General features: G+C 34.9%; 17 protein-coding genes and 1 other RNA gene. 6 read left to right on the top strand and 12 right to left on the bottom strand.

Features of this window, described 5'->3' with window-relative positions:
• The 3 genes from AC1DY0_RS17990 to AC1DY0_RS17980 form a co-directional block, all read right to left on the bottom strand.
• On the bottom strand, positions 1 to 2402 hold a 2402-nt coding region (locus AC1DY0_RS17990), incomplete at its 3' end, for an HYR domain-containing protein (RefSeq protein ID WP_477189966.1).
• Between the two features lie 265 nt (positions 2403 to 2667).
• Positions 2668 to 3882, bottom strand: a complete 1215-nt coding sequence (locus AC1DY0_RS17985; protein WP_477189965.1) for a hypothetical protein — start codon at positions 3880 to 3882, stop codon at positions 2668 to 2670.
• 16 nt (positions 3883 to 3898) lie between these two features.
• Entirely contained in the window at positions 3899 to 6595 is a 2697-nt protein-coding gene (locus AC1DY0_RS17980; RefSeq protein WP_477189964.1) for a lamin tail domain-containing protein, read from the bottom strand.
• An 872-nt stretch (positions 6596 to 7467) separates the two neighbouring features.
• Here AC1DY0_RS17980 and AC1DY0_RS17975 point away from each other — a divergent pair.
• On the top strand, positions 7468 to 8673 hold the full coding sequence (locus AC1DY0_RS17975; protein ID WP_477189963.1) for a serine hydrolase domain-containing protein: 1206 nt from the start codon (positions 7468 to 7470) through the stop codon (positions 8671 to 8673).
• Positions 8674 to 8845: 172 nt separating this feature from the next.
• Positions 8846 to 9242, top strand: a transfer-messenger RNA (tmRNA) gene (ssrA, locus tag AC1DY0_RS17970).
• Positions 9243 to 9420: 178 nt separating this feature from the next.
• Here ssrA and AC1DY0_RS17965 read toward each other — a convergent pair.
• Together AC1DY0_RS17965 and AC1DY0_RS17960 are read right to left on the bottom strand one after the other, a co-directional pair.
• Positions 9421 to 10053 carry a response regulator gene (locus tag AC1DY0_RS17965; RefSeq protein WP_477189962.1) on the bottom strand — a complete coding sequence of 211 codons (633 nt, stop codon included), beginning with the start codon at positions 10051 to 10053 and terminating at the stop codon, positions 9421 to 9423.
• Between the two features lie 210 nt (positions 10054 to 10263).
• Positions 10264 to 10920, bottom strand: a complete 657-nt coding sequence (locus AC1DY0_RS17960; protein ID WP_477189961.1) for a response regulator — start codon at positions 10918 to 10920, stop codon at positions 10264 to 10266.
• Positions 10921 to 11247: 327 nt separating this feature from the next.
• On the opposite strand from AC1DY0_RS17960, the gene AC1DY0_RS17955 reads away from it, so the two are divergent.
• The 3 genes from AC1DY0_RS17955 to AC1DY0_RS17945 all read left to right on the top strand — a co-directional run bounded on the left by AC1DY0_RS17955 (position 11248) and on the right by AC1DY0_RS17945 (position 14335).
• Entirely contained in the window at positions 11248 to 13260 is a 2013-nt protein-coding gene (locus AC1DY0_RS17955; RefSeq protein ID WP_477189960.1) for a tetratricopeptide repeat-containing sensor histidine kinase, read from the top strand.
• Positions 13261 to 13624: 364 nt separating this feature from the next.
• The gene (locus AC1DY0_RS17950; protein ID WP_477189959.1) at positions 13625 to 13942 is read left to right on the top strand and encodes a roadblock/LC7 domain-containing protein; all 318 of its coding nucleotides are present in this window, start codon (positions 13625 to 13627) and stop codon (positions 13940 to 13942) included.
• A gap of 18 nt (positions 13943 to 13960) precedes the next feature.
• A complete protein-coding gene (locus AC1DY0_RS17945; RefSeq protein WP_477189958.1) occupies positions 13961 to 14335 on the top strand; it encodes a hypothetical protein in 375 nt (124 codons plus the stop codon).
• 352 nt (positions 14336 to 14687) lie between these two features.
• Here the strand turns inward: AC1DY0_RS17945 and AC1DY0_RS17940 are convergent, their stop codons facing one another.
• Complete coding sequence (locus AC1DY0_RS17940; RefSeq protein WP_477189957.1) at positions 14688 to 15161, bottom strand: GNAT family N-acetyltransferase; 474 nt, start codon at positions 15159 to 15161, stop codon at positions 14688 to 14690.
• A gap of 591 nt (positions 15162 to 15752) precedes the next feature.
• The gene (locus AC1DY0_RS17935; RefSeq protein WP_477189956.1) at positions 15753 to 16994 is read right to left on the bottom strand and encodes an MFS transporter; all 1242 of its coding nucleotides are present in this window, start codon (positions 16992 to 16994) and stop codon (positions 15753 to 15755) included.
• Between the two features lie 531 nt (positions 16995 to 17525).
• Here AC1DY0_RS17935 and AC1DY0_RS17930 point away from each other — a divergent pair.
• Positions 17526 to 17714 (top strand): hypothetical protein, encoded by a 189-nt coding sequence (locus AC1DY0_RS17930; protein WP_477189955.1) that lies wholly within the window; start codon positions 17526 to 17528, stop codon positions 17712 to 17714.
• Positions 17715 to 17766: 52 nt separating this feature from the next.
• Here the strand turns inward: AC1DY0_RS17930 and AC1DY0_RS17925 are convergent, their stop codons facing one another.
• From AC1DY0_RS17925 to AC1DY0_RS17905, 5 genes are all read right to left on the bottom strand, one after another.
• Positions 17767 to 18156 carry a response regulator gene (locus AC1DY0_RS17925; RefSeq protein ID WP_477189954.1) on the bottom strand — a complete coding sequence of 130 codons (390 nt, stop codon included), beginning with the start codon at positions 18154 to 18156 and terminating at the stop codon, positions 17767 to 17769.
• Positions 18146 to 19576 (bottom strand): sensor histidine kinase, encoded by a 1431-nt coding sequence (locus AC1DY0_RS17920; RefSeq protein ID WP_477189953.1) that lies wholly within the window; start codon positions 19574 to 19576, stop codon positions 18146 to 18148. The genes AC1DY0_RS17925 and AC1DY0_RS17920 overlap by 11 nt, the downstream gene beginning before the upstream one ends.
• Before the next feature lie 110 nt (positions 19577 to 19686).
• Positions 19687 to 21624 (bottom strand): OmpA family protein, encoded by a 1938-nt coding sequence (locus AC1DY0_RS17915; RefSeq protein WP_477189952.1) that lies wholly within the window; start codon positions 21622 to 21624, stop codon positions 19687 to 19689.
• Positions 21625 to 21638: 14 nt separating this feature from the next.
• A complete protein-coding gene (locus AC1DY0_RS17910) occupies positions 21639 to 22547 on the bottom strand; it encodes a PorP/SprF family type IX secretion system membrane protein (RefSeq protein WP_477189951.1) in 909 nt (302 codons plus the stop codon).
• A gap of 56 nt (positions 22548 to 22603) precedes the next feature.
• A partial coding sequence (locus AC1DY0_RS17905) for a DUF7507 domain-containing protein (RefSeq protein WP_477189950.1) occupies positions 22604 to 26116 on the bottom strand: 3513 nt, incomplete at its 5' end.

The following is a 26116-nucleotide window of genomic DNA, read 5'->3' as shown; positions in this document are numbered from 1 at the left end:
CCCGTTGAGCAGTTGTCGCTTACCGAAGCGGTACCGAAGGCTGCTGTGATTTCTGCTGCTGTCGGATTACAAAGTACCGTGCCTGCCGGGGTCAAGGCGATCACCGGAAGTTCCGTGTCTCGGGTATAAGTTASCGTTTGTGAAGCCAAGCCTGTATTTCCGCAAGCATCGGTTACCGTCCAGTTTTTGGTGGTAGAGAAACTACAACCCGAGCCTGTTTCTGCTGCTTCGCTGCCAATAGCACTTAAGCCTGTTGAACAATTATCGCTTACCGAAGCGGTGCCGAAAGCTGCCGTTATTTCTGCTGCCGTTGGATTGCAAARTACTGTGCCTGCCGGGGTCAAGGTGATCACAGGAAACTCCGTGTCTCTAGTATAAGTTACCGTTTGCGAAGCCAAGCCTGTGTTCCCGCAAGCATCGGTTACCGTCCAGTTTTTGGTGGTAGAGAACGTACAACCCGAGCCTGTTTCTGCTGCTTCGGTACCGGTTGCTGTTAAGCCCGTTGAGCAGTTGTCGCTTACATTGGCGGTGCCGAAGGCTGCTGTGATTTCTGCTGCTGTCGGATTGCAAAGTACTGTGTCTGCCGGGGTCAAGGTGATCACTGGAAGCTCCGTGTCGTTACTCCAGCTATAGGTAACCGTTTTAATATCGGTATTTCCAGATCCATCAGTAGCAGTTACGGTGAAAATCTGTGATTTACTGCAGGAACCAATGATGGCTCCAGCAACTGCCGAGATGGTAACTGAACAGTTGTCAGTTGCACTTGATGCATCTACTACACTTGTTGTTGTCGGTAATGTTATTGGATTGCAGCCTAATGCTAAATCTGTTGTTGGAACGGTTAACAAAGGCTTTTCATTATCTGTCACAGTCACAGTCTGTGTACAGCTAGCGGTATTTCCCGAAACGTCAGTAACCGTCCAGGTAACGGTTGTTGTTCCAATAGAGAAATTGGCAGGGGCATTGTTGGTTACTGAAATTACACCACAATTGTCGGTTGTGGGTGCATTTCCCAACAAAACACCCGAAGCAGTACATAAACCCGCATCAGCCGAAACTGTAACATTGGCTGGGCAGCTGATAAGTGGAGCTACAGTATCGGCTTCCAGTGTTATTTCATTACTAATTGTTGGTTTAGGTGTTGCACAAGATTTTAACGAGTATGCGTTACACATCACTTTGTCCCCCACGGAAATGGAACGGGTAAAAACATTGTTGGCTGTTGTAGAAACAATAATGCTATTTACTTTCCATTCGTATAAGGTAAATGGTCCACCATTTATAGTGGTTGCCGTAAACGTTTTATTTGAAGGCGAAATACAAAGTGTGGTAGAAGATGTCGAAATGGAAACAGAGGCGATAACAATTTCATCGACCACAAAAACACTGTTTTGCCCAGTGACAGGAACTACACTGCATCCACCCTTTTCGATATTGGTTATTGTAACGACTGTATTACCAGAATTATTCAATGCTATTGTGTTAAAAGTTCCACTGCCACCACTGAATGTAACATTTTTGGTTTCAGTACCTGAATTTGCATCAGACAATATATAAGTTACATTATAATTCCCATCGGCAAGAGTTGTTGAAGAAATAGTTACCTGAGATACAAAACCTAAACAAGCGTCCGAAGCGCCTGTTGAAAAATTTGAAAGATTAGGAGAGAGGTTGACAGTTACAGTCCATATTCCGGATGAACTTGTAAATGCAGTATCACAAACTCCATCCTTTGCCAGACGGCGGTAATAGGTAGTTTGTGCTAATGTTTGAGTTGGCGCATAAGTAGCTCCAATAACTGACCCTGAACGGATGGGTGGTGGAGGTGAATTTGGATCAGTTGAACTATCTGAAATTGTTGTTACAGCTGTTGAAAATGTACTATCAGTACTGTATTGCCATTGATAGACAATGGAACCGCCACCACCGCTGGCATCGGTTACACTTCCAATTGTTAGGGTTGGAATATTCCCCGAACAAATCGTTTCTCCAGTATTTGAAATTTCTCCTGCTGTAAATGGAGGAACAACAGTAATATCCACCGTATTGTTTACTGTAATGTCACCTGCATCAATTTGTGTGATTGTTACTGTGGTGGTACCTGAAGAAGTTAACGAGCTTGTCGGAACTATAAAAGTACGTGTTCCTGCCGATGTTCCAGACATACCTATTGATTCGGTAGCTGTATTTGCTCCGCTTAAAGAATAGGTAACAGTATAAGAAACATTCGCAAGAAAACTATCAGAGGAAACGGTTATAGTTGAAGGTTTTCCCAAACAAACAGGAGTTATAGAAGCCAAGCCTTGTATTTGCCCCATTGCAGTTTGCTGAATCAGAAAAACCAACACAACAACAAGGTATAAAGCAAAATTATTTTTTAAGAAAAATATAAGTCGTTTCATAAGCTTTCCGGTTTTAAAGTGAATAGCTTATGAATCAAGATACTAAAACCACCAAAAACCAAAACTACCGGCAAAATTGCCCCGCGATGGTTTTCCAACAAAAGCAGGAATAAAGCAAAAGAAATATTCGCCACGATATGCAGCAAGGATTGGCAAACCAATGTTAATGGACTATATTTCTGTAACTTACCCAATTTTTTTTTAATTTAAAATATAAAATTCATAAAAGTCTGACAACAAAAATGACAACCGAACACCCGATTTGTTACCTGAATCCTTTTTGACGTGCCAATAGGTAAAATCGTCCAGTTCCTTTAAATTGACTCGGAAGGGTAACTGAATATCCTGTTTTGTCACTGTCAATTCGTGAGAGAGCCCCTGTCGTTTTATCTTCAATATAAAATTCCATTCCTTCAGGCAAATCAACTGTTTCAGCAGTAAACTGAACCAGTCCGCCTGCGGGATAGTCAAGTCCTAAAGGAATTCGGAAGGTTTCATAATCGTTAAGAGGAAGACATTGAACTGCAAAATCGACACCATTGTCATCGAGCAAATGAGTATAAAGATCAATTCCTTCATTCATTTTGAACATACCGGCATCGAAGGCTGGATCCAAATCCTTTTTCATTTCATTATTAAACGTTACAACCGTACTGCTTTTATTCTTATCATCTGTAACGGTTATCCTAATTGCAGGCCACGAATTGAAAGTCTGAGAAGCGATACCACCACTAACAGATGCGTGTTCTTGCATCAGGCTGTCAAAAATAACTGTTCCATTAGCTTTCGCCTTTACAACAAATCCCTGTCCCACTGCAATATTATCCTGATCCAGTTCGGTTTCTCCTCCAGGTGCTGGAAACGCATAACCGGCTTGTGTAATAACAACATAATGTCCCTGTGTGTGATCCCAAATGTAAACACCAGAAAAACTTGGATCCATTGATGACTGGTTTTTGGTAAGGAAGCCATCGTCACCTTTAATTTTTATTGCTGAAGTATAAGGATTGCCCAAAGCATTCCAAGCTAAGTTGTTTTTGGTGATTGGAACAAGGATTGTCCCAGTATTTATCGTTCCCGAGAAAGTTACATTACCAGCGGCAGTTTTTCTAATTGCATATCCTTTTCCAACTACCATCGGGTTGGTATTGGAGCTCTGTGTAAAAGGTTCCCATTTATTTGTTGATTCGTCTAATGGTGACAAATCATAATCGCCGAAAGTTGAATTATTCACTATCCCGTTATTGGTTACAAAGGTTCCCAATTGTTGACCGGAAACCGATGGCGAAATAATATGCCAATTTGCACTTGGAATAAATGCGCTTACTTCAACGCTTACAACGCTGCTTTGTGGCCCAAGAATTAAACTTCCAGTACTAGTTGCATCCGATTGAATAATCACTTTTCCCTGTGACCATCCTTGGAGGACTACTCCCATCAAAAAAATGAGTAGCAAATATTTTCTTATTTCTTTTTCCATTAGAATCTTCATCTTTTTATTTAGTGCTAAGTGCTTTTCCAGGAGGAATAATCAAATTACCTATTGAGGGATCAATAATCAGTTTGCCACATTTGGCTGGAAAAACCAAGGGAAAATCAACCGTTGAAGTTCCCTGAAGGGTCACCTGCACATTTGATCCCGGCGAACCATTGCTCCAATTGGTTTGTCCGGGTTTGTTCCCTTCACTCCAATTGCCTGTTCCTGTCCAGGTGGTCGACTGAATCAGGTTCTGAAACAAGCCGTTTGTTCCGGGAGATCCCAGATCCGTTTGAGTGCTATTACTGTACCCTTTCTCTCGTATTAATGATGGAATCCAGTTATGTCCGTCATTGTTATCGGCAGTTAACGACTCAGCAATAAAGATCAACGATTGACCAGTCCTGATTCCCCAAACAGCAGTTTCGCTCCAATCAATAAAATCCATTTCTGTTTGATTATCGGTTCTAATTCTTAGGTAATCGTCAGTGTTACTCAAGAAAATTTTATCATAGACATAATCAACGGGTACACCTCCATTGGTTACACCATCTGCGTTTAACCCGAGTACCAGAAAACCTTTTGCGGGAATAATTAGTTGGGGATTACTAAAAATAGTATGTTTTACATTGGTTACACCATCGGAGCTTTCAATTACCCAACCATCTAAATTTATGGGTGCATTGGTCGTATTGAAAATTTCGAACCATTCGCCATAAGAATCGGATGCACTGCCCGGTGCTGCCATAAATTCGGTAATAATTACATCACCTGGCTGGGCACTACTTCCTGCAGTTGTGGTTGCAGAGACAGTTGGTGGAGAACCGTCTGTTTTAAAATTGATTAAATCCCCCGAATTGGAATAGGAGTATATTCTAAAGTAATAGGTCGTATTGGGGAGCAAACCTGTCCAAGGAACATTTTCAAAACCTCCGTGAAAGATGTTTATACTGCCTTCGCCGTCACTCAAATCCACATCTGGATCAACCGAAACTCCATCGACAGGCGCCGTAAAAACACCCGTTGTATTCACTTGTAAGTGATAACCAAAAGGTAAATTAGTGCCAACTGCATCAACCCAGGTTGTAACGATGGTGGAACCATTTGGTGCAGTTGCTGTAAAAGCTGTGGGATAATTAGTTGGTTCTGGATAAATAACGGTCGAGCTGGTAATGTTTATTTTATCTACCCTCCAGGTGCGGTATTCGTAATTCGGGTTGGTGTATTTAAATGCCAGGTAAACTGTGCCGGACAGAAAAGAAGGAAGTTCAATCAATTCGGAATAATACCATTGTTGTTTCTTTGTTGGCTTCTGGAAATCTAGAGTCGTCCAGGTAAATCCTTCGGGACTTCCAGTTCCGGGATAATCAGTCGAATATACTAAATCAAATGTACCTACGCCATCGATTCCAAAATTATAATAGGTCTCAAAATCTATAAATTCGGCTTGAGCGGTACTTAACACAACACCTGGCAAAATAAGCCAGTCTTCCTCTTCTTCGCCAGTGTTATATCCAGAACCTTCCGCAAATTGATCATTTTTTTCTGAGCTCCAATACCAGCTTTTTTTGGAACCTTTCACGCTGATTGGGTAGCAATCACTCAAGTTGGTATCGAAAGATTGGGAATAGGGCAAAGTGGTAGTAACCGCATTGCGGATATTTAGTGAATATTCATTTGAAATTCTAGTAGCAGACGCATTATCGCTCGCTTCAATCGCAAAAAACACCGGACTGTTATTAATGAAGGTATTCGCAGGAATGGTATAGGTATATTGATTCCCCGAACTATTAGTCATAAGTGGAGTTGCAGTATACAAACCCGTACTGGTTCCGTATTTGAGTATCACCGATGAAACGGTTCCATTTACATCGCTTACATTGGCTGTAACCGTAATCGCATCGCTGGTGGTTGGGTAAGGTGTGTACACAACATTTTCAATCAATGGAGCCGGATTTGCAACAGTTGAGACAGCAACATTAATATCATCAAGGGCAATTTCATCACGGGATTCGGTTGTTAAGGCATTCAAATCGTCGGTTGTCCAGCGCAAATAAATAAAGCCATTATTCGGAACCGCCAAATCATTAATAACTGTCCCAATTAAACTTGACTCCCATTTTGCACCACCTTGGAAAGGATCCGCAACAAATACGGCAGGTGAACTGTAGTTAAGCACCGATACATCGACAAAAGTGATATTATCGTATGAATAGGCAAAACTGAGTTTGGTAGAATAATCGAAATCATTAAAATTCCAGATCTTAAACGCCAAATTGATTGCTTCAATATATTGACCTGTTGTATTTTCTATTTTTAAAGTAATTGATCCCGGTGTAAAATCATTCTGAGTGGGCTGAAAACCAAGCGCGTAATTTGTGGTATTGTTTTTTTCGTCAACATCAAAGGCATAAAAACCGCCATCCACTACCCCTCCTACACTTATTCCCTTTGCAAAAACACCCGATGTTTTTGTCTCACCAAAATCAGAATTCCCTTCGGACATACCAGTGGTTGCCCAAGCGTTCGAACTTAATTGTCCTGCGACTGGACTTGGACTGAAACCTGTACCCTGAAAAGCACCATTGTTAACCCCAGCCATATTGCCATCAAAAGTGATAAGATAATTTGTTCCGGCTGAAGCTATTTGCAATTGAGCTTGTGTTCGTAAACCCGAAATACAGATCAGAATAATTAATAAGTATTGCTTTTTCATTGTGACTACGGTTAATAATAAACAAATCTGCTCCTAAAAATAAGTAATAAAATCGCACATAACATTCCCTCTTCGAATTATTCGGCCAAATGCATTATAAATTTAATAGTAAAAAAAAAAGACAAGGCACTATCCTACCTAAGTCAAAAGCATTAAAATTATTTTATACATTTTTCACATGAATTAACTTATCAGTACACCTTTATGATTGGGGTCCAAATTAAGATTCGTTTCATATTTTACTAATCTAATACCGTAAGATATTTCAAAAATAGTCTGATGAAAATTTGATTAAAACACATACAAGTATAGTAAATCTAAGTTAATCATTTTTATTAATTTTCAACCTATTATAAGCAAATACCCCTAAGAAACGCTCATTTTTTTTTATCATAAATCCATATACTTTATAACAAATAAACCCGTTGGGTGAAATTCAATTAAAAAATGAAACACATAGATACATAGATTTAATATCAAATCATTTTAAGAGCGAATAGAAATAGCACTATTTTTCACATAGATTGACTATCTGAATAGTAAAACATATATCAAGTACTTTTAAAAACTATAAATTCTATGTTTCTATGTGTTTAAAAATAATTGCACCCAACGGGTAGGAACTATTTACAGTTTAACAAGATTCTGCATTCCAATTAAAAAAAATAATGAAGTTTATTTGTTTTTATTTTGCGATGTTTTGTTCTGATATGTATCATTAGATTTCCCATATAATTCAGCAAACTGCATTTCATATTTTATTCTGAGCATCAGCTAAATAAAAATTGCTTTCAAAAAAAAGTTAAATTTTAAAAAAAACTATAAACCAAAAGTATTTGTTTCTATATATTTGCTTCTTTAGTACCACGAAAATGAATTATACAAAAAAGGCAATTATACTAAATTTACTGCTCCTAAACGTAATAGTGAGCTCATGTAAAAACGACACTAAACACGCAGAAAAAGCGGAATTAAAAGATGCCGATCTTCCCAAAAATGTATTGCCAAAAATGACCCCTTTGGTTAATGAACCAAAACTTACTGCTGATTATATAGCCGAAAAATATAGAAAGATAGATTCTTTTTACAATAGAAACTGGCCTAATAATAGTATGAATGGAGGTTTTCTTGTTGCCAAAAACGGTCAGATTATCTATGAAAAATATGAAGGTTATGCCAACCTGAGAGATAAAACACCGATAACGAGTACTACCCCTATTCATATTGCATCGGTAAGTAAGGTGCTTACTGCAACTGCAGTTTTGAAATTGGTCAACGCCAAAAGAATTGACTTGGATCAAAAAGTTACTGATTTTCTTAAAGAGTTTCCCTATCCAGATGTTACAATTAGAATGTTACTTGACCATAGAAGTGGAATGCGCAGTTATGCCTATTTTACGGATCGCGATAAAAGTGTTTGGGACAGGCACAATACACTCACCAACCAAGACATATTGACCATTATGGGAACCAAAAATATTGGATTGGAACAAAGAACAGGTACCCGATTTGCCTATTGCAATACCAATTATGCGATGTTGGCTTTGATTATCGAAAAAGTAACCAAAATGTCCTATAGAGATGCAATGGCTCAAATCATTTTCAAACCACTCGGTATGACCAATACTTTTGTACTGGATTTTGACAAAGACAAACATAATGTGGCTCCATCCTATAAAGCTAACAGGGTAGAAATTGGAATTGATTACCTTGACAAGATTTATGGGGACAAGAACATCTACTCCACTCCAAGAGATTTATTGAAATTTGACAGAGCTAGAAACTCTCCATCCTTTTTGGAACCAGCTTTGTTAGCACAAGTGTACACAGGCTACAGTAACGAAAGAAAAGGAACCAAGAATTACGGATTGGGTATTCGAATGATCAATTGGGAAAATGGCAAGAATTTCTATTTTCACAACGGTTGGTGGCATGGTTTTACCTCTTCCTATATCCCTCTGAAAGACGAAAATGTAACTATAATCGCTTTGTCAAATAAATTCAGCAGAAATACTTATGCGGTTCGAAAACTCTCTGTGATATTTGGTGATTATCCTTTTAAAGTGGCAGATGAATAGATTACAGAAGGCAGAATTCAGATATTAGAATATAGATTTTAGAAAATAGAAATTAGATTTTTGATTTGGTATTAATATTGACATCGATATTGAAATCACCATTGATATTGCCAATAAATTAATCTATCTTTGCAGAAGATTTGAAATTGCAACCTGCAATCTAAAATAAAATGGGGTCGACTGGTTTTGACAGCAAGTCGAATTGAAAAGTAAGCACGTCGAGAACTGGGAYAATTCTCGTWAATAAAAGGTCTCAAACATTTTACACGGCGAAGGAAACTACGCTCTTGCTGCATAATCTGAATCATAGTAAGATTAGCCTCGTCCTACCAGGTAGGAAAGCAGGATTTACCTCGAAAGCTTTGGTTTATAGCGGTCGATAAAGGTAAATCGTAAATTTAAACCTAGATTTCCATATGCTTCGGGTGGATTTYGAAATTAAAGAAGCTAAGCAAAGAGCGGTTGTTCCTGACCTAACTCCAAGTCGAAAATCTATTCAGGAAATAAGCGTGTAGAAAGCTCTTTGGTTGCTTGTTTGGACCCGGGTTCGATTCCCGGCGATTCCACAAAAAGGGGATGTGTTTAACACATCCCCTTTTTATTTAAATTCCTATAAATATTTTTTTAAAGAACCAAAATCTGTGCTTTAGGTTCCATTATCATTTAAACATGATTTCTTTACAAAAAAACATAATTAATAAAAGGAACATTGGGAATAGAACATATTAAACAACTGAAAACAAATAATTAATCCGTGAATTTTTTAAACAATTCAGATAGTTCGATAACATTGGTCACGTGAACCTTTTTAAAAACATTTAATTTATGGGTACTCACGGTCGTCATTTTTATATCCAACTCATTGGCTATCTCTAGGTTTCCATACCCTCTTGCAAGAAGTTCAACAATTTCCAATTCACGATGGGTAAGATCTCCCAAAGGATTACTGCTTTCTTTTCTTTGTTGTGAAAATGCTATAAATTTATTGAGTATGTCATTTGAAATAAATTTTCCTTTTTCCAAAACCGTCTTTACGGCTTTAACAATAGTCTCGCTATCACTCAATTTATTCAAATAACCATTTGCTCCAGCCTGGATATAACGAAAAGCATAAATTTCTTCCTCATGGGCAGAAAAAATTAATATTTTGACATCTTTTTGCAACTCTCGCAAGTCATCAACCATATAGCATTTTTTCCCCCCAGGCAAATTGATATCCAATATCACTAAATCGAAACTAACCTTGCCACATTCAACAAGTGCTTCCTGAAAATCATTGGCCTCAAAAATTTGAACGTTATCTATTTCATTTTCCAATAAAAGTGACATTCCGGACCTTACAATAAAATGATCATCTACAATAAGTATTTTTTTTATCATAAGTAAATTAGTTTTTAAAATCCATCACAACCAAACAACTAAGTCATCAACTTAATTTATCTCGCATACATTTGTTTCTTTCTCAAGTAGAGTTTAGAATAACTTCTCATCAAACATATAAAGAAGAACTGAATTCAAGATATGGTAAAAACAACCTTTAACAAAGAAGGTTGTTTTTAAGTAAAACATGTTAAAATTGAAAAGGCGTTTTTAAATAAATCCTTGTTTGATAGCTTCTTTCACTAGACTTGAGTCGTCTTTTGCCTCAAAAGCTTTTTTCATTCGGACAATGCGTTTTTGGATAGCACTCGTTGTCAGACAGATAACACCTTCCAACTCTTTTATTTTAAATCCTTTAGATAAATAGAACAAAATTTGACGATTGTAATCTTCAACCATCAGCTCTTTTTTCCATATTTCATTAATGCAGTTTTTTACCATTGCACTTTGGTATGTATTGCCTTCCATAATTTCTATCACGGCTTCCTGCAATTTATTAGGTGTAATATCATTTTTTATAATAAGTCCATCTGGTCGAACTTTCTTATAGATTCCATAAACAATGATAATTTCGGTATGTGCAGTGATCATAATAATTTTACAACTAGGCATCAATTCTCTAATAAAAACAGCCAAATCGCCCCCCGTTAAAATAGATTTCTCTTCATAACCAGGTAAACCTTTATCAATGATAGCTATATCGAATAACTCATTAGCGTCAGAATTTCTTATTAGAGAGGAATACGCTTCCTCACAGTTATAGGCTTTTGAGAAAATGGGTGATTTTAATCCAAAAGGAGCTTCTGAAAGGGCATTAACATAGCCTTCCACAGTCATCGGATGATCATCCACTACAAGTACATTCATTCAAAAAGTTTTTAACTTTAATAAAAAAAACAGTTTTATGCAACAAAAAATAAGTACTTATCCGGCTTGCTGCATTCCTCTTACTAGCTGAAATAATCGACTAACAGCAATAATTATAACTATTGATAAATATTTTCTTAATTATTTCATATTAAAATCAACAAAGATAGTCAAACGGTTATTAATCAAATAATAAAAACAAAACCACAACTGATAATTGTTCAAATCTTACCAAATCAAAGCAAATACAACTTTTTTCAAACTATAACCAGTCATTCCTTTGATTTTAAATACATAATTTTGCAAATAATCCAAAATTTATCAAAATTGAAAATAAAGCAAAATATAATATGCCTCCTTGCCATCTTAATACTTACAACAGGCTGTCAAAAAAAAGCAGATGCTGGCTATAAAACAAGAGTAGTCAGTTTCTTAAATGGTATGGATACTTTAAATATAAAAGCTTGTGATAAGATAAAGGCATTAGATACGCTCAATCATAATTTATTAAAGCACAAAAATGATTCTATCAACAGAAACTTACTCTTTAAAGTTGCCAATAAATATTATGGGTTAGGAGACCTGGAAAAATACAAAACAACAACAATAGAAATATTTGATTTGGCAAGCTTAAAAAAAGACACTGCCCACATTGCTAAATCATTATATTATATCGGAGATTATCATAATCAAAAGTCACAGTATGATAGTGCATTTAGTTACTACAACAAATCAGAAAAATTATTTAATGCTATAAATGATTCATTGATGTTGGGTGCGACAGCGCTTTCTAAAGCATCTGCACTTTCAGTTACGGGAAATTACGCTGAAACTGAAACACAATCTATCAAGGCATTACGGATATTTTCTAAAATCAAAAGAAATAATTTAATGTATTATAATTGCTATAATCTACTAGCTATTTCTTTGAAAGAATTAAATAACTATCAAAAATCGCTGCATTATTATAATTTGACTTTATACCAATTGGATATTCTGGAAAAAGAAAATTATCCCGCGGATAGAATATTAAGTTATAGAATATCCTGTTACAACAATATTGGAAGGGTCTATGAAAAAATGGGGAAGTATAGTGAAGCTATACGTTTCTACAACAAAGGTTTACAAACAAAAAATTTAAAAAAAGAAAACCCAAAATATTACGCGATGCTATTGGATAATCTTGCCTATTCGAAGATGAAATCGGGTAATTACGATGGTGTAGATGAAATCTTAATCAAATCACTAAGAATAAGTGACAGTCTTGGGATAAAACCGTTTATAGTATCTAGTAAAATTAATATTGGGGACTATTTTCTTTTCAAAAAAGATACAATAAATGCTTTGGCCAATATAAAAGCAGGATTTGATTTGTCCCGAAAAATAGAATACAGCGAATTAACACTTAAATCGCTGAAATTATTGATGGAGAATGATACCAAAAATAAAACCTACTACACTAACGAATACCTAAGAATAAACGACAGTTTACAAAAAGTCGAAAGAATTACCAGAAATAAATTTGCTCGAATAGCCTATGAAACAGATTTAGTTGAAGAAAAAAATCAAGTATTATTGAAGCGAAATAAATTTATTATCATTTTAATATCACTAATAACATTATCTTTCTTCGTTTTTTTAAACATATACCGTCTTAAATCCAAAAACATAAAGCTCCTTTTTATCCAAAAACAACAAGAAGCTAACGAGAAAATATACCAATTGATGCTAAAACATCAATCGGAAACAGAACAAGCTCGTAATGAAGAAAGGAATCGTATTGCGATGGAGTTACACGATGGCATAGTAAATAGTGTTTTTACAACTCGGTTTAATTTAATTCAATTGGATTCAATCCAAACAGATAAAAAAGAACTACTGGTAAAAGAGCTTGAAAAAACAGAGAATGAAATCAGAAGAATTTCGCATGATTTAACTCAAAACCTACTTTTTGAAGACAAAAGTTTCCCCGAAATAATTACAAATCTTGTTGAATCCCAACAAAACCAATACAGCACAAAATTTGACATATCAGTAGATAAGTATATCGATTGGTCTACTGTTTCAAGTTCTAATAAAATACATGTTTATCGCATTATTCAAGAAGCAATACAGAATAGTAATAAATACTCCAAGGCAGAAAGATGTTATATAATGCTTTTAAAAACAGGAGATAAAATAACCATTCGCATCTGGGATAACGGAATTGGATTTAACGTGGGAAAGGTAAAACAAGGTATTGGATTGAGAAATATAAAAGAAAGAACAAAGACATTAAACGGAGAATTGAAAATAACATCCAAAATAGGAAATGGTACTACTATAGAAGTTATCTTCTAATGATTTTTTTTATAATTTATATATAATACTTTTTAAAATACATTCATCCTTAATTAATTTTTATCCAAAAATATTGACATTGATGGTAGATTAATTTAACAAAACTTACTCAAAAAACACATGCTTTGTTAAATGTCATTGCTGAAGTTTCATTATTATTCTTCTAGTTGCTACTTTCGCACGATTAGATGTAAAATCATTTGTAAATAAAATACTCTGGTGGTTACAATTATTCCTGTATTCATCTACAATGAATTCCCAAAACAGAATAGTTCACAAAATCAAAGTTTTATTAAATTTTTTGATAAAGCAGCTAATACATATTATAAATCACTTGGTGTTTGTAAAACAAAAAAAAAGTTAAATGAATTTCGGAAAATTAGAAAAAACTGGTTTAGAAACTGCTTTAGTCTTCAACAAAAATGGAGATGTTGTTGATTCTTTTAAAATAGAATTTGCAATAAATATAGCCGCAATGTCTAATGTCATTTTTACAATGTGTAAAGAAATGTTAGAGGATATGCAATTTAGCGATTTGAAACAAATTATTCTAAAAACGGATTCGGGATTATTAGTTGGAAATAAATTAAATGAAGATTTATTTTTAATTACAACTACAAGTGATATTTCTAAATTAGGTTTACTTCTTAAAGTAGTCGACAGTTTAGTTCTTAAATTTTAACCTATAAATATATATACTATGTCAGATTTTTTAAAACAATTCGGAGAAAACCTAAAAGACAATATGCCAGGTTTTATTGCTGTTGCAATTGCTGAAATCAAGAGCGGAATTTCTTATTATTCATTGACAACTGTAGATTCTTTTGATCCGGAATTAGCATCGGCTTTTAATTTAGAAGTTGTAAAATCAAAAATGAATGTTATTGCCTCTTTAGGATTAAATGAGAAAATTGATGATATTATTTTTACTCTTTCTTCACAAATTCATATTGTGGATGTTTCCGATAATGGAGAATACTTAATTTACTTAGCGGTAGATTCTACAAAAGGAAATATTGGAATGACTAAAGCTATGCTTAATCGTTATAAAAAAGATATCGAATCTAAAATTTAATTTTTATGTTATAAAATTACATTTAAATGAGAATTTTATTCAAATTAAATTCTTGTCAATTTGATAAATTAAACATTCTAATTTAGAGAATTTTCTCTATCAAAGGAAGGCCTTAAGCATTTATGTTTTAAGGCTTTTTTTTGTGCCCCTTTTGTGAATTGTAATATGGAAAAGCATTTTCATTGCAAATACTAAAAAGATAATTTATATTATGGGAAGTAAAAATTGTTATATTGATTGGGATTCCGCTCAGTAAACTAAAATTGGTTAAATGTTTTTTTTTTGATCATAAAGTTCTTTTTTTAGTATAATGTCCACATTTTGTCTTGCGTAAAATGTAGTTTTATAGGGATTACAAATTGGTTAATTTAAGTTCATAAGAATAATAATTTGCAATAAAATTTTGACGAATAAAACCCAAGTCTTCATATAGTTTGTGAGCGGCATAATTCTCGATATCTGTATTTAATGATAGGTGTTCTACTCTAGTTTTTCTACCATAGTCAATACATTTAAGCATAATTTGTTTCCCAATTTTCTCTCTTCGAAATGCAGGCTTGACATACAAGTAAGAAATATGCCAGTTGTATCTAGTCATAGATAATGGATTTACTTTATAATATAAAAGCATAAAGGCAATGGGTGTGCCTCCATCTTTTTTTGCGAAAATTTTAGCTTTATTTCTGTCTAATTTATGTTTTATGAAAGCTATTGCATTTTCTGTATTTAACAGACTTTCGTCTATTAATTTAGATTCATAGATAATGTCTATAACAGAATAAAAATCTTTAGACCTAATCTCTTCGATTTCTTCTAAGTCAACCATGATTATAATTTATTTAAGTAAATTAATTAATACATTATTATTGCATTAAATAAATATAAAAGCAAAGGGAACAAATTTCTATAAACGCTAAAAAATAAATATTTTGGCCATTTATAGGAAAAATATAATACTAAGTTTTTATTAATCGCTCCTATCCGAAAGTTTAAACAAATCTTCGAAAAGCAGTATTCAACCCATATAAACTGGGTTTTGTTTTTAAATTAAGATAAAAATAAGTCCGAGTTGAATTGTAATTTCGGTTCTGATCTTATTTTTTGGTTTCATTTCCTCTTGGTTGCGTAGATAATCTAAACTAAGGTAATAGACTAGGTAAATCCTGATTTTTTTCAACCAAATTAGAGAATGATTTTGTTCTGTTTATCAATTCGAGCAATAAATAACCAATCAATGCATTCTGGATAAGCAAATAGAAAAACATTTATAAAAAATTACAAGCGTTTGATTAAATAGTAATTGGTAAATAATCTGAATTGATTAGATAGAACAAACTGAAAATGAATTATTTTTCAGAACCAAATAATGTATTGATAAGTAATAAGATCTATCGAAATAGTGTAAAAACTATTTTTTTTAAGAAAAAAATGACTCTTTAATTTTGAGTTCAATATTTCTCTTTTCATTCTTTAGCATTATCGATAACCAATAACATAAAATTAAAGCAGCCGTGCCGAGTGTTCCCATAAAAAGCCAATTTGCTTGATAGGAGTAAGTTTCAATAATTGCCATACTCGTTTTCGCACTTAAGATATGGGCAAAACTATAACTCATTGTAAATATTGCTATATATCTTCCTTTGATACTTATGTGAACTCTGCTCATGGCGAATGAATTAGCAAAAGGAAAAGTAAGCATTACTCCAATTGACATGAAACATGCCATAAGAATTAAAACGCCACTCCAACCGCTAAGAAGCATTAATAATAAGCTCACAGACATCGATAGGATCCCTAAGGAAATTACTTTAATTCTGTCTATATTTTTCTCTTCGACAAGTCTAACTATTGGAAGTTCAAAAATAATCAAAATCAAACCGCTAAAGCTCAGCAATAAACCAGTTTCAAATTCGGTAAAGTTAAATTGCTCTTTATAATATAATGGCAACGTTGTGAACATTTGAAAAAATAGTATTCCAGTTATCATTGTAATAACTAAATGCAATAAAAAAGGTTTGTCGCTGAAAATAATTTTATTTGAATTAGTGTCGCTTTTTATTTTTTTAATTTTAAAAGGTAATTTCTTCTCTTTTACCATTATCGTAAAAATTAAAATTGCAAGTATACATGTTAAACCATCAACCCAGAATAATCCACTGTAGCCAATATTCATAATTATCAATCCTCCTAAAACAGGACCTATTAAAAACCCAGTATTTATTGCAATTCTGGTTAATGTTAATGCGCGGGTTCTTGTTTCCTTGCTTTCATAAGTATCCAAGGCCAATAGCATTGCAGGTCGATACATATCGGCAATCGAGGTCAAAATTAAAATCCCTATACAAAGGCTTTCAAATGAAGTCAGATATTGTAGAATAATAAAAACTATTCCACTCATAAATAAACTAAAAACCATCACTTTATAAAATCCAATTTTATCTGAAAGTTTACCGCTTAACCAAGAACCAATTAAAGAGCCAGCTCCAAAGAAAAACATTATCCATCCAATTTGGCTATATGAAAAGGATAGATTTTCCTTCATGTATTTTGAAAGAAAGGGGATTACCATCGTGCCCGCACGATTTAGGAAAGTAATGAAAGTTAGAATCCAGATTTCCTTGCTGAATCCTTTAAAATTTGTTAGGTAGTTTTTTATCATTTTTTTAGTAGAGATTAAGGGCTTAATAATGTTTATAAATTATTTAATAGTATGGCAGATTTGGGCAAATCCTTTTATTCTTTTTGAGTCCAATATATTCCATTTACTTAAACTAATTTTAAGAAATTAAATTTTCGAATATATTTAGAGTTATTCTTGAGGTAATAAAATGATTTTTTTTTGTGAAATCACAGATGACTTTTTTGAATATAAAAAAAGAGAATTATAAAGACTCGTTACCCAAAAACAGTAAAGAATATTTAATTACCGGAGTCACATGGTTATAATATTATCATCACTATCAAGAGCGGTTTATTCATAAATGATTTTTGAGATTAATCATTCGAAAGTAATAACTTGAACAATAATAATGACACCCCATTAATGACATTTAACAAAGTATGCCCATTTTAAGTAAGTTTTGTTAAATTTTAGATCTTATAAAAATCTAGTAATTAAATAAGGATATAAATCTATTCTAAAAAAGTATTTTTGTGTAAAAAAATAGGCATTCCTTATAAAATCACATATATGAAAGATACAAGAAAAACAAAACTGTTAAAATCTACATTAAATAAAAAATTAGAAGACTTTAGAAAATTCAGAATTTCTAATATCCAAGAAAATGCAACAATAACTAATAATGAAGAAGTAACGATAACTACTAATAATGAAAAAACAAAGTCAAAAAGTTTCCTTTCAAAACTTTTAAAAAAATAAAAACCTTAAAAAGTGAAAACATATTTAAACAGTAAAAAACTATTTCAAAAAATCAGCATATTCTTTTGCTAAATTCCTTAACGCAAATTGGTTTACTTAAAAAATCCGTGACATAAATATTACCTTTGAGGTGTTTGATTTCATCACTATCTAATGACGAGGAAACCATAAAAATTTGAGTTTCTCTTTTTAGTTCATCTTCTAATTTTTCATATTCAAGCAAAAATTGGATTCCATTCATTATAGGCATCTGGATGTCCAATATAATAATTAAAGACTCATTAATTTTTTTTCTATTATCACATACCCATCTAATTCCTTCTTTGCCATTGTTGGCTATATTAATATCGGATATGTCGAGCATTTTCTTGAATAATTGTCTTGTAATAAACTGATCAATTTGATTGTCTTCTATTACCAAAAAAGCATACTTAGTTTCCATATAGATATAGATTAGGTATTGTTACTGTGAATTTGCTTCCTACGTTACTCTCTGAAAATACTGCAATACTTCCATTTAGTTTATCTAAAGTCTCTTTTACTATATAAAGGCCTAAACCAGAACCTTTATTACTGTTAATCACAAAAAACATATCAAAAATATGATCTTTATATTCTTCTTGAATCCCAATTCCGTTGTCTATAACTTCAATTTTATGAAATATCCCGGAATTATATGTTCTGATAGATATTGTCATTTCTTTTTTGTTTTCGTCAACATATTTTATCGCATTTGAAAGTAAATTATTTAAAATAATTTTCAGCCTTAAACTATCACTTTGAATTTCATCTATTGATAAATCTTTGGTAATAATAATCTTGTCTGCGTTCTTATTGTAATTATGTTGTTTGATTGCATCATCTATTAGCTTGTTAAGACTTACTGACCTTAGAAGTATTTGTATTCTCTTATTTTTTGAATAATCTATAATATCGCTTATAAATTGATCTTGCCTATTAAGACTTTTAGACATTAACTTCAAGTAATAACCAATTTGTTCTAAATCATCTTCCAATTTTGCTAATTGAATCAAACCCTTCATAGAAGTAATAGGAGATCTCAAATCATGCGAAACACTGTAAACAAAATTATCGAGCTCACCATTAAGCATAATCAGGTTTTCGTTTTTAATCTCAATTTCTTTTTTTGAGGCAATAAGTCTATTAATCATTATGGAATAATAATAACAAACGCTACTTATGATAATCAAAATAAAAAAGATATTTATATAGATTAGTAAGTCTTTAATAGTATGCGTTCCTTCTCCAAGCGTATTCGAAAAATTGCGTTCATTTATGGTTAATTTGTTACTGAGAATACTAATCTCGAGAAGCATTTTTTGTTTGGTTTCAGAATCAAACTTTAAAGCTTTAAATTTCCGATTGGCATCATTGCCAATCATTGATAACTGATTAATAAAAATGTCCCCTTTCTCCCATTCCTTAATAGCTTTTGCCATAAAAGAAACGTTTTTAAAATTTTTAAACATCCAAATGACATCATCCAAGTCTTCTTTTTTATTTCGACCTGCCAAAAATCCATTTCTAATGATAGTATCATCAGCATGATTTAAAAGAGCAACTCGTGCAATACCATCGCCTTGAGGAACTTTTATTTCTTCTTTATATAATTTCCATTCTCTTTTGTCTTGTGTGTATATATAAATTATGAGGTGCCTAACGGCATCTTTCTGTGCTTTTGAATAATGAGATTCTCCATTGACATATGCTCTGCTGGCTGATAAAATTTTAATTGTAAAAAAATTAATTACAATTAACAAAGCACAGGAAAGAAACACTATTATCAATAGTATGAAAAGATTTGAAGACCGAAGTTTTTTAAAAAAAATGAGTTGTGGCATATTTTTTTATTTAAATCTCAGAAATTAAAATAAACGCCCTTTATAAAATGTTCAATTTTTATATTACTAAAAATTAAACTTTTTTTATGGAAGAAGCCTTGTAAATTTTATTACTTCACTATAATAAATTCACTTCTTCTGTTCGCTTGATGTTCAGATTCTGAACATTTTACGCCATCCGAACATTTATTTAGTAATTGGGATTCTCCATATCCTTTTGCTGTTAAACGGGTTTTGTCAATTCCGTTTTTTACAAGCCATGCCATAGTCGATTTGGCTCTTCTATCAGACAGTTTTTTATTATAATCAGCACTATTTCTGCTATCGGTATGAGATCGGATATCAACTTTTATGTTTGGATTTTGTTGCATTACATCCAAAATTTTAGCCAATTCTACTGCAGCATCTGGTCTAATATTGGATTTATTCAAATCAAATAAAATTGTTTTTAATTCTAATACTATTGCTAAATCATCACCAACTTTCAATTCCTTAATAGCTTTATCCAACATCAATGGCACAAACGTTGTCCCGGATTCATCTGCAATCGCTACAGGTACTTCAATTGTATTGTATACTTCTTTTTCAGTTTTAATGTAATATTTAGTATTACATCCAACTGCTCCAAAATCAAATTCTCCCTTACTATCGGCCATGACTACTTTTAGCATTTTATATTCACTGTCAAACAAAGTTACTTTTGCCCCATCAAGTGATATCCCTGTTATTTTATCTGTTACTTTTCCAGCTAAAAATTGCTCGCAGGGATACTGAATTTTTTTAAGCTCTTTAAACTTATAAATATCATCATTCCCTACTCCCCCATCCCTATTGGAAGTAAAATAACCAAGTCGTGTAACTGAATTAATCACGAAACCAAAATCATCTTTGGAACTATTCAATGTTTCTCCAACATTTAATACTTTTTTATACCATTTGTCATTTTCTACTTTATAAACAAATACATCTAGCCCTCCTAATCCCGGATGCCCATCTGAAGCAAAATAAAGCTCATTGTCTTCTGTGATGAATGGAAATGTTTCTCTGCCTTCTGTATTAATAATATCGCCTAGATTTTCAGGCATTCCAAAACTCCCATCAAAATTAATGGCAACTTTAAAAATATCCGATTGCCCTAATGTCCCAGGCATATCAGATGCAAAATATAAATATTTCTCATCAGGGCTTAAAGCAGGATGTGCTACATTGTAATTATCACTATTAAACGGTAATTCCGTTATATTGTCCCAAGCTCCTTTCGTTAACGTTGCTCTATATATTTTCAATAATATTGTTCCATTTTTATCTTTTCCTTTTTTCTCTAAATAATTATTTCTGGTAAAATAAACGGTTTCTCCATTTTTTGTAAAAACAGCCGTTGATTCATTGTATTTGGAGTTAATATTTCCAGGAATGCGCTCGACTGCTGAGAGTACCCCATATTCATTTTTATTTGCCATATACAGACTAATGTAACCTTCACCGGTCCACGAATCCTTTTTTTCGTAAACTTTCCCATTGCCTCTGGCAGAACTAAATACTATCTTATCACCAAAAAAAGAGCTTCCAAAATCAGAATACTCAGTATTAATTTCAGCGTTTTCTATAGTGTATCGCCCAGAATTCTTTTTAATAATAGCCAAATAATCTTTTTGTTCGATAGCTAATTTTGATCTTCGCTCATTAGCATTCATTTGACTAAATTTTGCCATCATTTGATCAGCCTTATCATATTCTTTAATTGCTTTCAAGGATTGTGCATAACGATAATAATATTCTGGCGTTAAATCGGGAGACAAAGAATACAGCTCACTATACCACTTGGCAGCATTCTGTAAATCTGCTTTAAAATAATAGGCATTTCCTAACTTTTCGAGCATATCAACTGATTTATATCCTTTCTCAAATAGTCGTTCATACGTTTTTATGGCATCAACATAGGCAAATAGGTCATATTCTTTATCCCCTTTGGCTAAACTTGACTTTTGTGAATATAAATTCATCACACTGATGATAAACACTATAAAATAAGTAGTTATTTTTTTCATAATTGTCTCGTTTTTTAGAAAAATCTCGGTGATACAACTCTCTCTTGTTTTTTGAATAACTCAAATCGCAAAAATATTTCGTGCGATCCTGAATTGTAATTGGCTAATTGGGTGGTTTCTAAATCATAACCATACCCAATATACAGCCCTTGACTGACTTGAAAACCAGCCATAAAACTCATGGCGGCATCCCACCTCCATGCTGCACCCAAAACAAATTTTTCATTGAATAAAAAATTTGCGGATAAATCTAATTGAAGTGGTGATCCTGCAGTTGACTTACACATAAAGGCAGGTTTGAATTGAATACTGGAGCTTAAATCGAAAACATAACCTCCTATTAAATAATAATGCATACGCTCTAAGGAGGTCGCCGAAGCATTGTCATTATAAAGATCCGTTTCTAAAAAATTAGGAACCGATAATCCCAAATAAAGTTTATCTGAGTAAAAATAAACTCCGGCACCAATATTGGGTGAAAATTCATTGTCAATATTATTCTGAAATTTCGGATCATTCAAATCGTATCGATTTAGTTTTGTATAATCAACACTCAATAAATGAGCCGTTCCTTTTACTCCAAATGATAATTTAAAAGTACTGGAGGTTCGAATCGTATACGATATGTCTGCAGAAATTGCAGACTCGTCTGATGCCCCAATTCTGTCATTTACAAAAGACAAGCCAATCCCTAAATTTGAATTCTCTATCGGAGTATTTACAGAGAGCGTATTGGTTACAGGTGCTCCATCAAGACCTACCCATTGGGTTCTATGCAAGCCAAAAATACTCGTGACTCCACGACTACCTGCGTATGCAGGATTGATGTTGATAGTATTATACATGTAATTTGTATATTGGGCGTCTTGTTGTGCATATATTGACACATTCACTAACAATAAAATAATTAGTAGGTTTTTCATATACTTTATTTTTTTTATCCTGAAGAAATAACAATGATGACTCGAAAATTTTTAAATTATTCTCTACTTATATTCAAATACCCAGATTTATTAATTCCGTTACCACTAAAATCTTCGTACTTAATTATATAAAAATAGGTCCCGCTTGGTAATCCTTCTGATTTATTAACTGTCGCCCTTCCTTCAGAAATACCACTAAAAATTACAGTATCGTTATTATACCCTTCTGCATCATAAACCTTAACTCCCCAACGATTATATACTTCAACTGTATTTTTAGGGTAACATTCTATCCCTCGAATACGGAAGAAATCATTTAAACCATCACCATCAGGAGATACTGCATTAAATGCTTCCAAGCTACAACCATCTATGCCCAAAACTGTAGGTTCATCCTGTAAAGGACTGTCGTCATCTGACAAATCAACAACTTCAGCACCAGAGGGAGTAGTTCCTTTCACCATAGCTTGATTACTTACAGATCCTTTGATAATATCTTGCTGAGTTATATGATAAAGACCATGAAATGATGTACCATCAGTTGCTCCTACTGCTAAGCTTATTTCTCCTCCACTAATCACAATTCCTGGTAATGCATCGGTAACTACAACATTTGTAAGAGCCAAATTTCCAGTATTCATAACTGTGAAAGCATAACTTATTGTTTCACCAATTTCTGCATACCCATCTCCATTATTATCATCAAAGACAGCTTTTTTTACAATTGCGATAGAAGGAGCCTGAGGGATAGCTGTTATTGTACAAGTCAAACAATTAGGATCTGCAGGACAAGTGATACATGGAGTAGGATCTGCAGAGACAGCTGTAATTGTAGATTTTACAGGAGAAATCGCAGATGCTATAGCTGAGTTATAAACATATCCTAATGCTATATCAGCATCTGTGATCGAATACACTGCAGTGAAAGTGATGCCATCAGAGGCGCCCACATCCAAACTATTCAAGGTTCCTCTTACAGTAGGTACATTATCATCCCTTATAGTAATGTTTTCTAAAACAGTATTACCGGTGTTAGTTATCGTAAACGTATAGTTTATAACATCTCCTACATTGGCTATACCATCTTTATTCTTGTCTTCATAAACCCCCTCTTTCATAATTTTAATGTTAAAAAGTGGATTCAATATAGTCACTGTCGGTGTGTCATTGGTAATCGTCGTTCCGGATGTATCACTCACTGTTCCGCCCGCTGGGGTGGTTCCTGTTACCGTGGCGCTGTTAGTCACTTGTCCGGCATTAACATCTGATTGCTGGATCGTATAAGTTGCAGTCGCTGTCCCGATTGCGTTTGGTGCCAAGGTGCTTGGAGTAACCGCCAGATTCACGCTGTTGGTCAAAGCATCGTTGATGACAATATTACTCAAGGTCGTATTCCCGGTGTTGGTCACCGTGAAAGTATAGGTAACCATATCGCCTGCCATTCCCGTTCCGCCCACGGCTCCAGTTTTCACCACGGCTATGCTTGGACTCGGAGTCAGTGTGGTTACTGTCGGTGTGTCGTTGGTAATTGTCGTTCCGGATGTATCGCTCACCGTTCCACCCGCTGGGGTGGTTCCTGTTACCGTGGCAGTGTTGGTCACTTGTCCCACATTAACATCCGATTGCTGGATCGTATAAGTTGCAGTCGCCGTACCGATTCCGTTTGGTACCAAGGTGCTTGGGGTTACCGCCAGATTCACGCTGTTGGTCAGTGCATCATTGATAACAATATTGCTCAAGGTCGTATTTCCGGTGTTGGTAACCGTGAAAGTATAGGTAACCATATCGCCTGCCATTCCCGTTCCGCCAACAGCTCCGGTTTTTACAATAGCTATGCTTGGACTTGGAGTCAGTGTGGTTACTGTCGGAGTGTCATTGGTAATTGTCGTTCCGGATGTATCGCTCACTGTTCCGCCTGCTGGGGTGGTTCCCGTTACGGTCGCGCTGTTGGTCACTTGTCCGGCATTAACATCCGATTGCTGGATCACATAAGTTGCGGTCGCAGTACCGATTCCGTTTGGTGCCAAGGTGCTTGGGGTTACCGCAAGATTAACGCTTGCTGTCAATAAATCATTGATGACAATATTGCTCAAGGTCGTATTCCCGGTATTGGTCACCGTGAAAGTATAGGTAACCATATCGCCTGCCATTCCCGTTCCGCCCACGGCTCCGGTTTTCACCACGGCTATGCTTGGGCTCGGAGTCAAAGGGGTTACTGTAGGGGTGTCATTGGTAATTGTCGTTCCAGATGTATCGCTCACAGTTCCGCCCGCTGGGGTGGTTCCCGTTACGGTCGCGCTGTTGGTTACTTGTCCCACATTAACATCCGATTGTTGGATTGTATAAGTTGCGGTCGCAGTACCGATTGCGTTTGGTGCCAAGGTGCTTGGGATAACCGCCAGATTCACGCTGTTGGTCAAAGCATCGTTGATGACAATATTGCTCAAGGTCGTATTCCCGGTATTGGTCACCGTGAAAGTATAGGTAACCATATCGCCTGCCATTCCCGTTCCGCCCACGGCTCCGGTTTTCACCACGGCTATGCTTGGACTTGGAGTCAAAGTGGTTACTGTCGGAGTGTCATTGGTAATTGTCGTTCCAGATGTATCGCTCACCGTTCCGCCCGCTGGGGTGGTTCCTGTTACCGTGGCAGTGTTGGTCACTTGTCCCACATTAACATCCGATTGTTGGATTGTATAAGTTGCGGTCGCAGTACCGATTGCGTTTGGTGCCAAGGTGCTTGGAGTAACCGCCAGATTAACGCTTGCTGTCAATAAATCATTGATGACAATATTGCTCAAGGTCGTATTTCCGGTATTGGTAACCGTGAAAGTGTAGGTAACCATATCGCCTGCCATTCCCGTTCCGCCAACAGCTCCGGTTTTCACAACCGCTATGCTTGGACTTGGGGTCAAAGGGGTTACTGTCGGAGTATCATTGGTAATCGTTGTTCCAGATGTATCACTCACCGTTCCGCCCGCTGGGGTGGTTCCTGTTACCGTGGCGCTGTTAGTCACTTGTCCCACATTAACATCCGATTGTTGGATTGTATAAGTTGCGGTCGCAGTACCGATTGCGTTTGGTGCCAAGGTGCTTGGAGTAACCGCCAGATTAACGCTTGCTGTCAATAAATCATTGATGACAATATTGCTCAAGGTCGTATTCCCAGTATTGGTCACCGTGAAAGTGTAGGTAACCATATCGCCTGCCATTCCYGTTCCRCCMACRGCKCCRGTTTTCACCACGGCTATGCTTGGACTCGGAGTCAGTGTGGTTACTGTCGGAGTGTCATTGGTAATTGTCGTTCCGGATGTATCGCTCACTGTTCCGCCTGCTGGGGTGGTTCCCGTTACGGTCGCGCTGTTGGTCACTTGTCCCACATTAACATCCGATTGTTGGATTGTATAAGTTGCGGTCGCAGTACCGATTGCGTTTGGTGCCAAGGTGCTTGGAGTAACCGCCAGATTAACGCTTGCTGTCAATAAATCATTGATGACAATATTGCTCAAGGTCGTATTCCCAGTATTGGTCACCGTGAAAGTGTAGGTAACCATATCGCCTGCCATTCC

This window comes from Flavobacterium sp. P1_E4, assembly GCF_056405915.1.
This window is presented reverse-complemented; position numbering and strand designations above follow the sequence as displayed.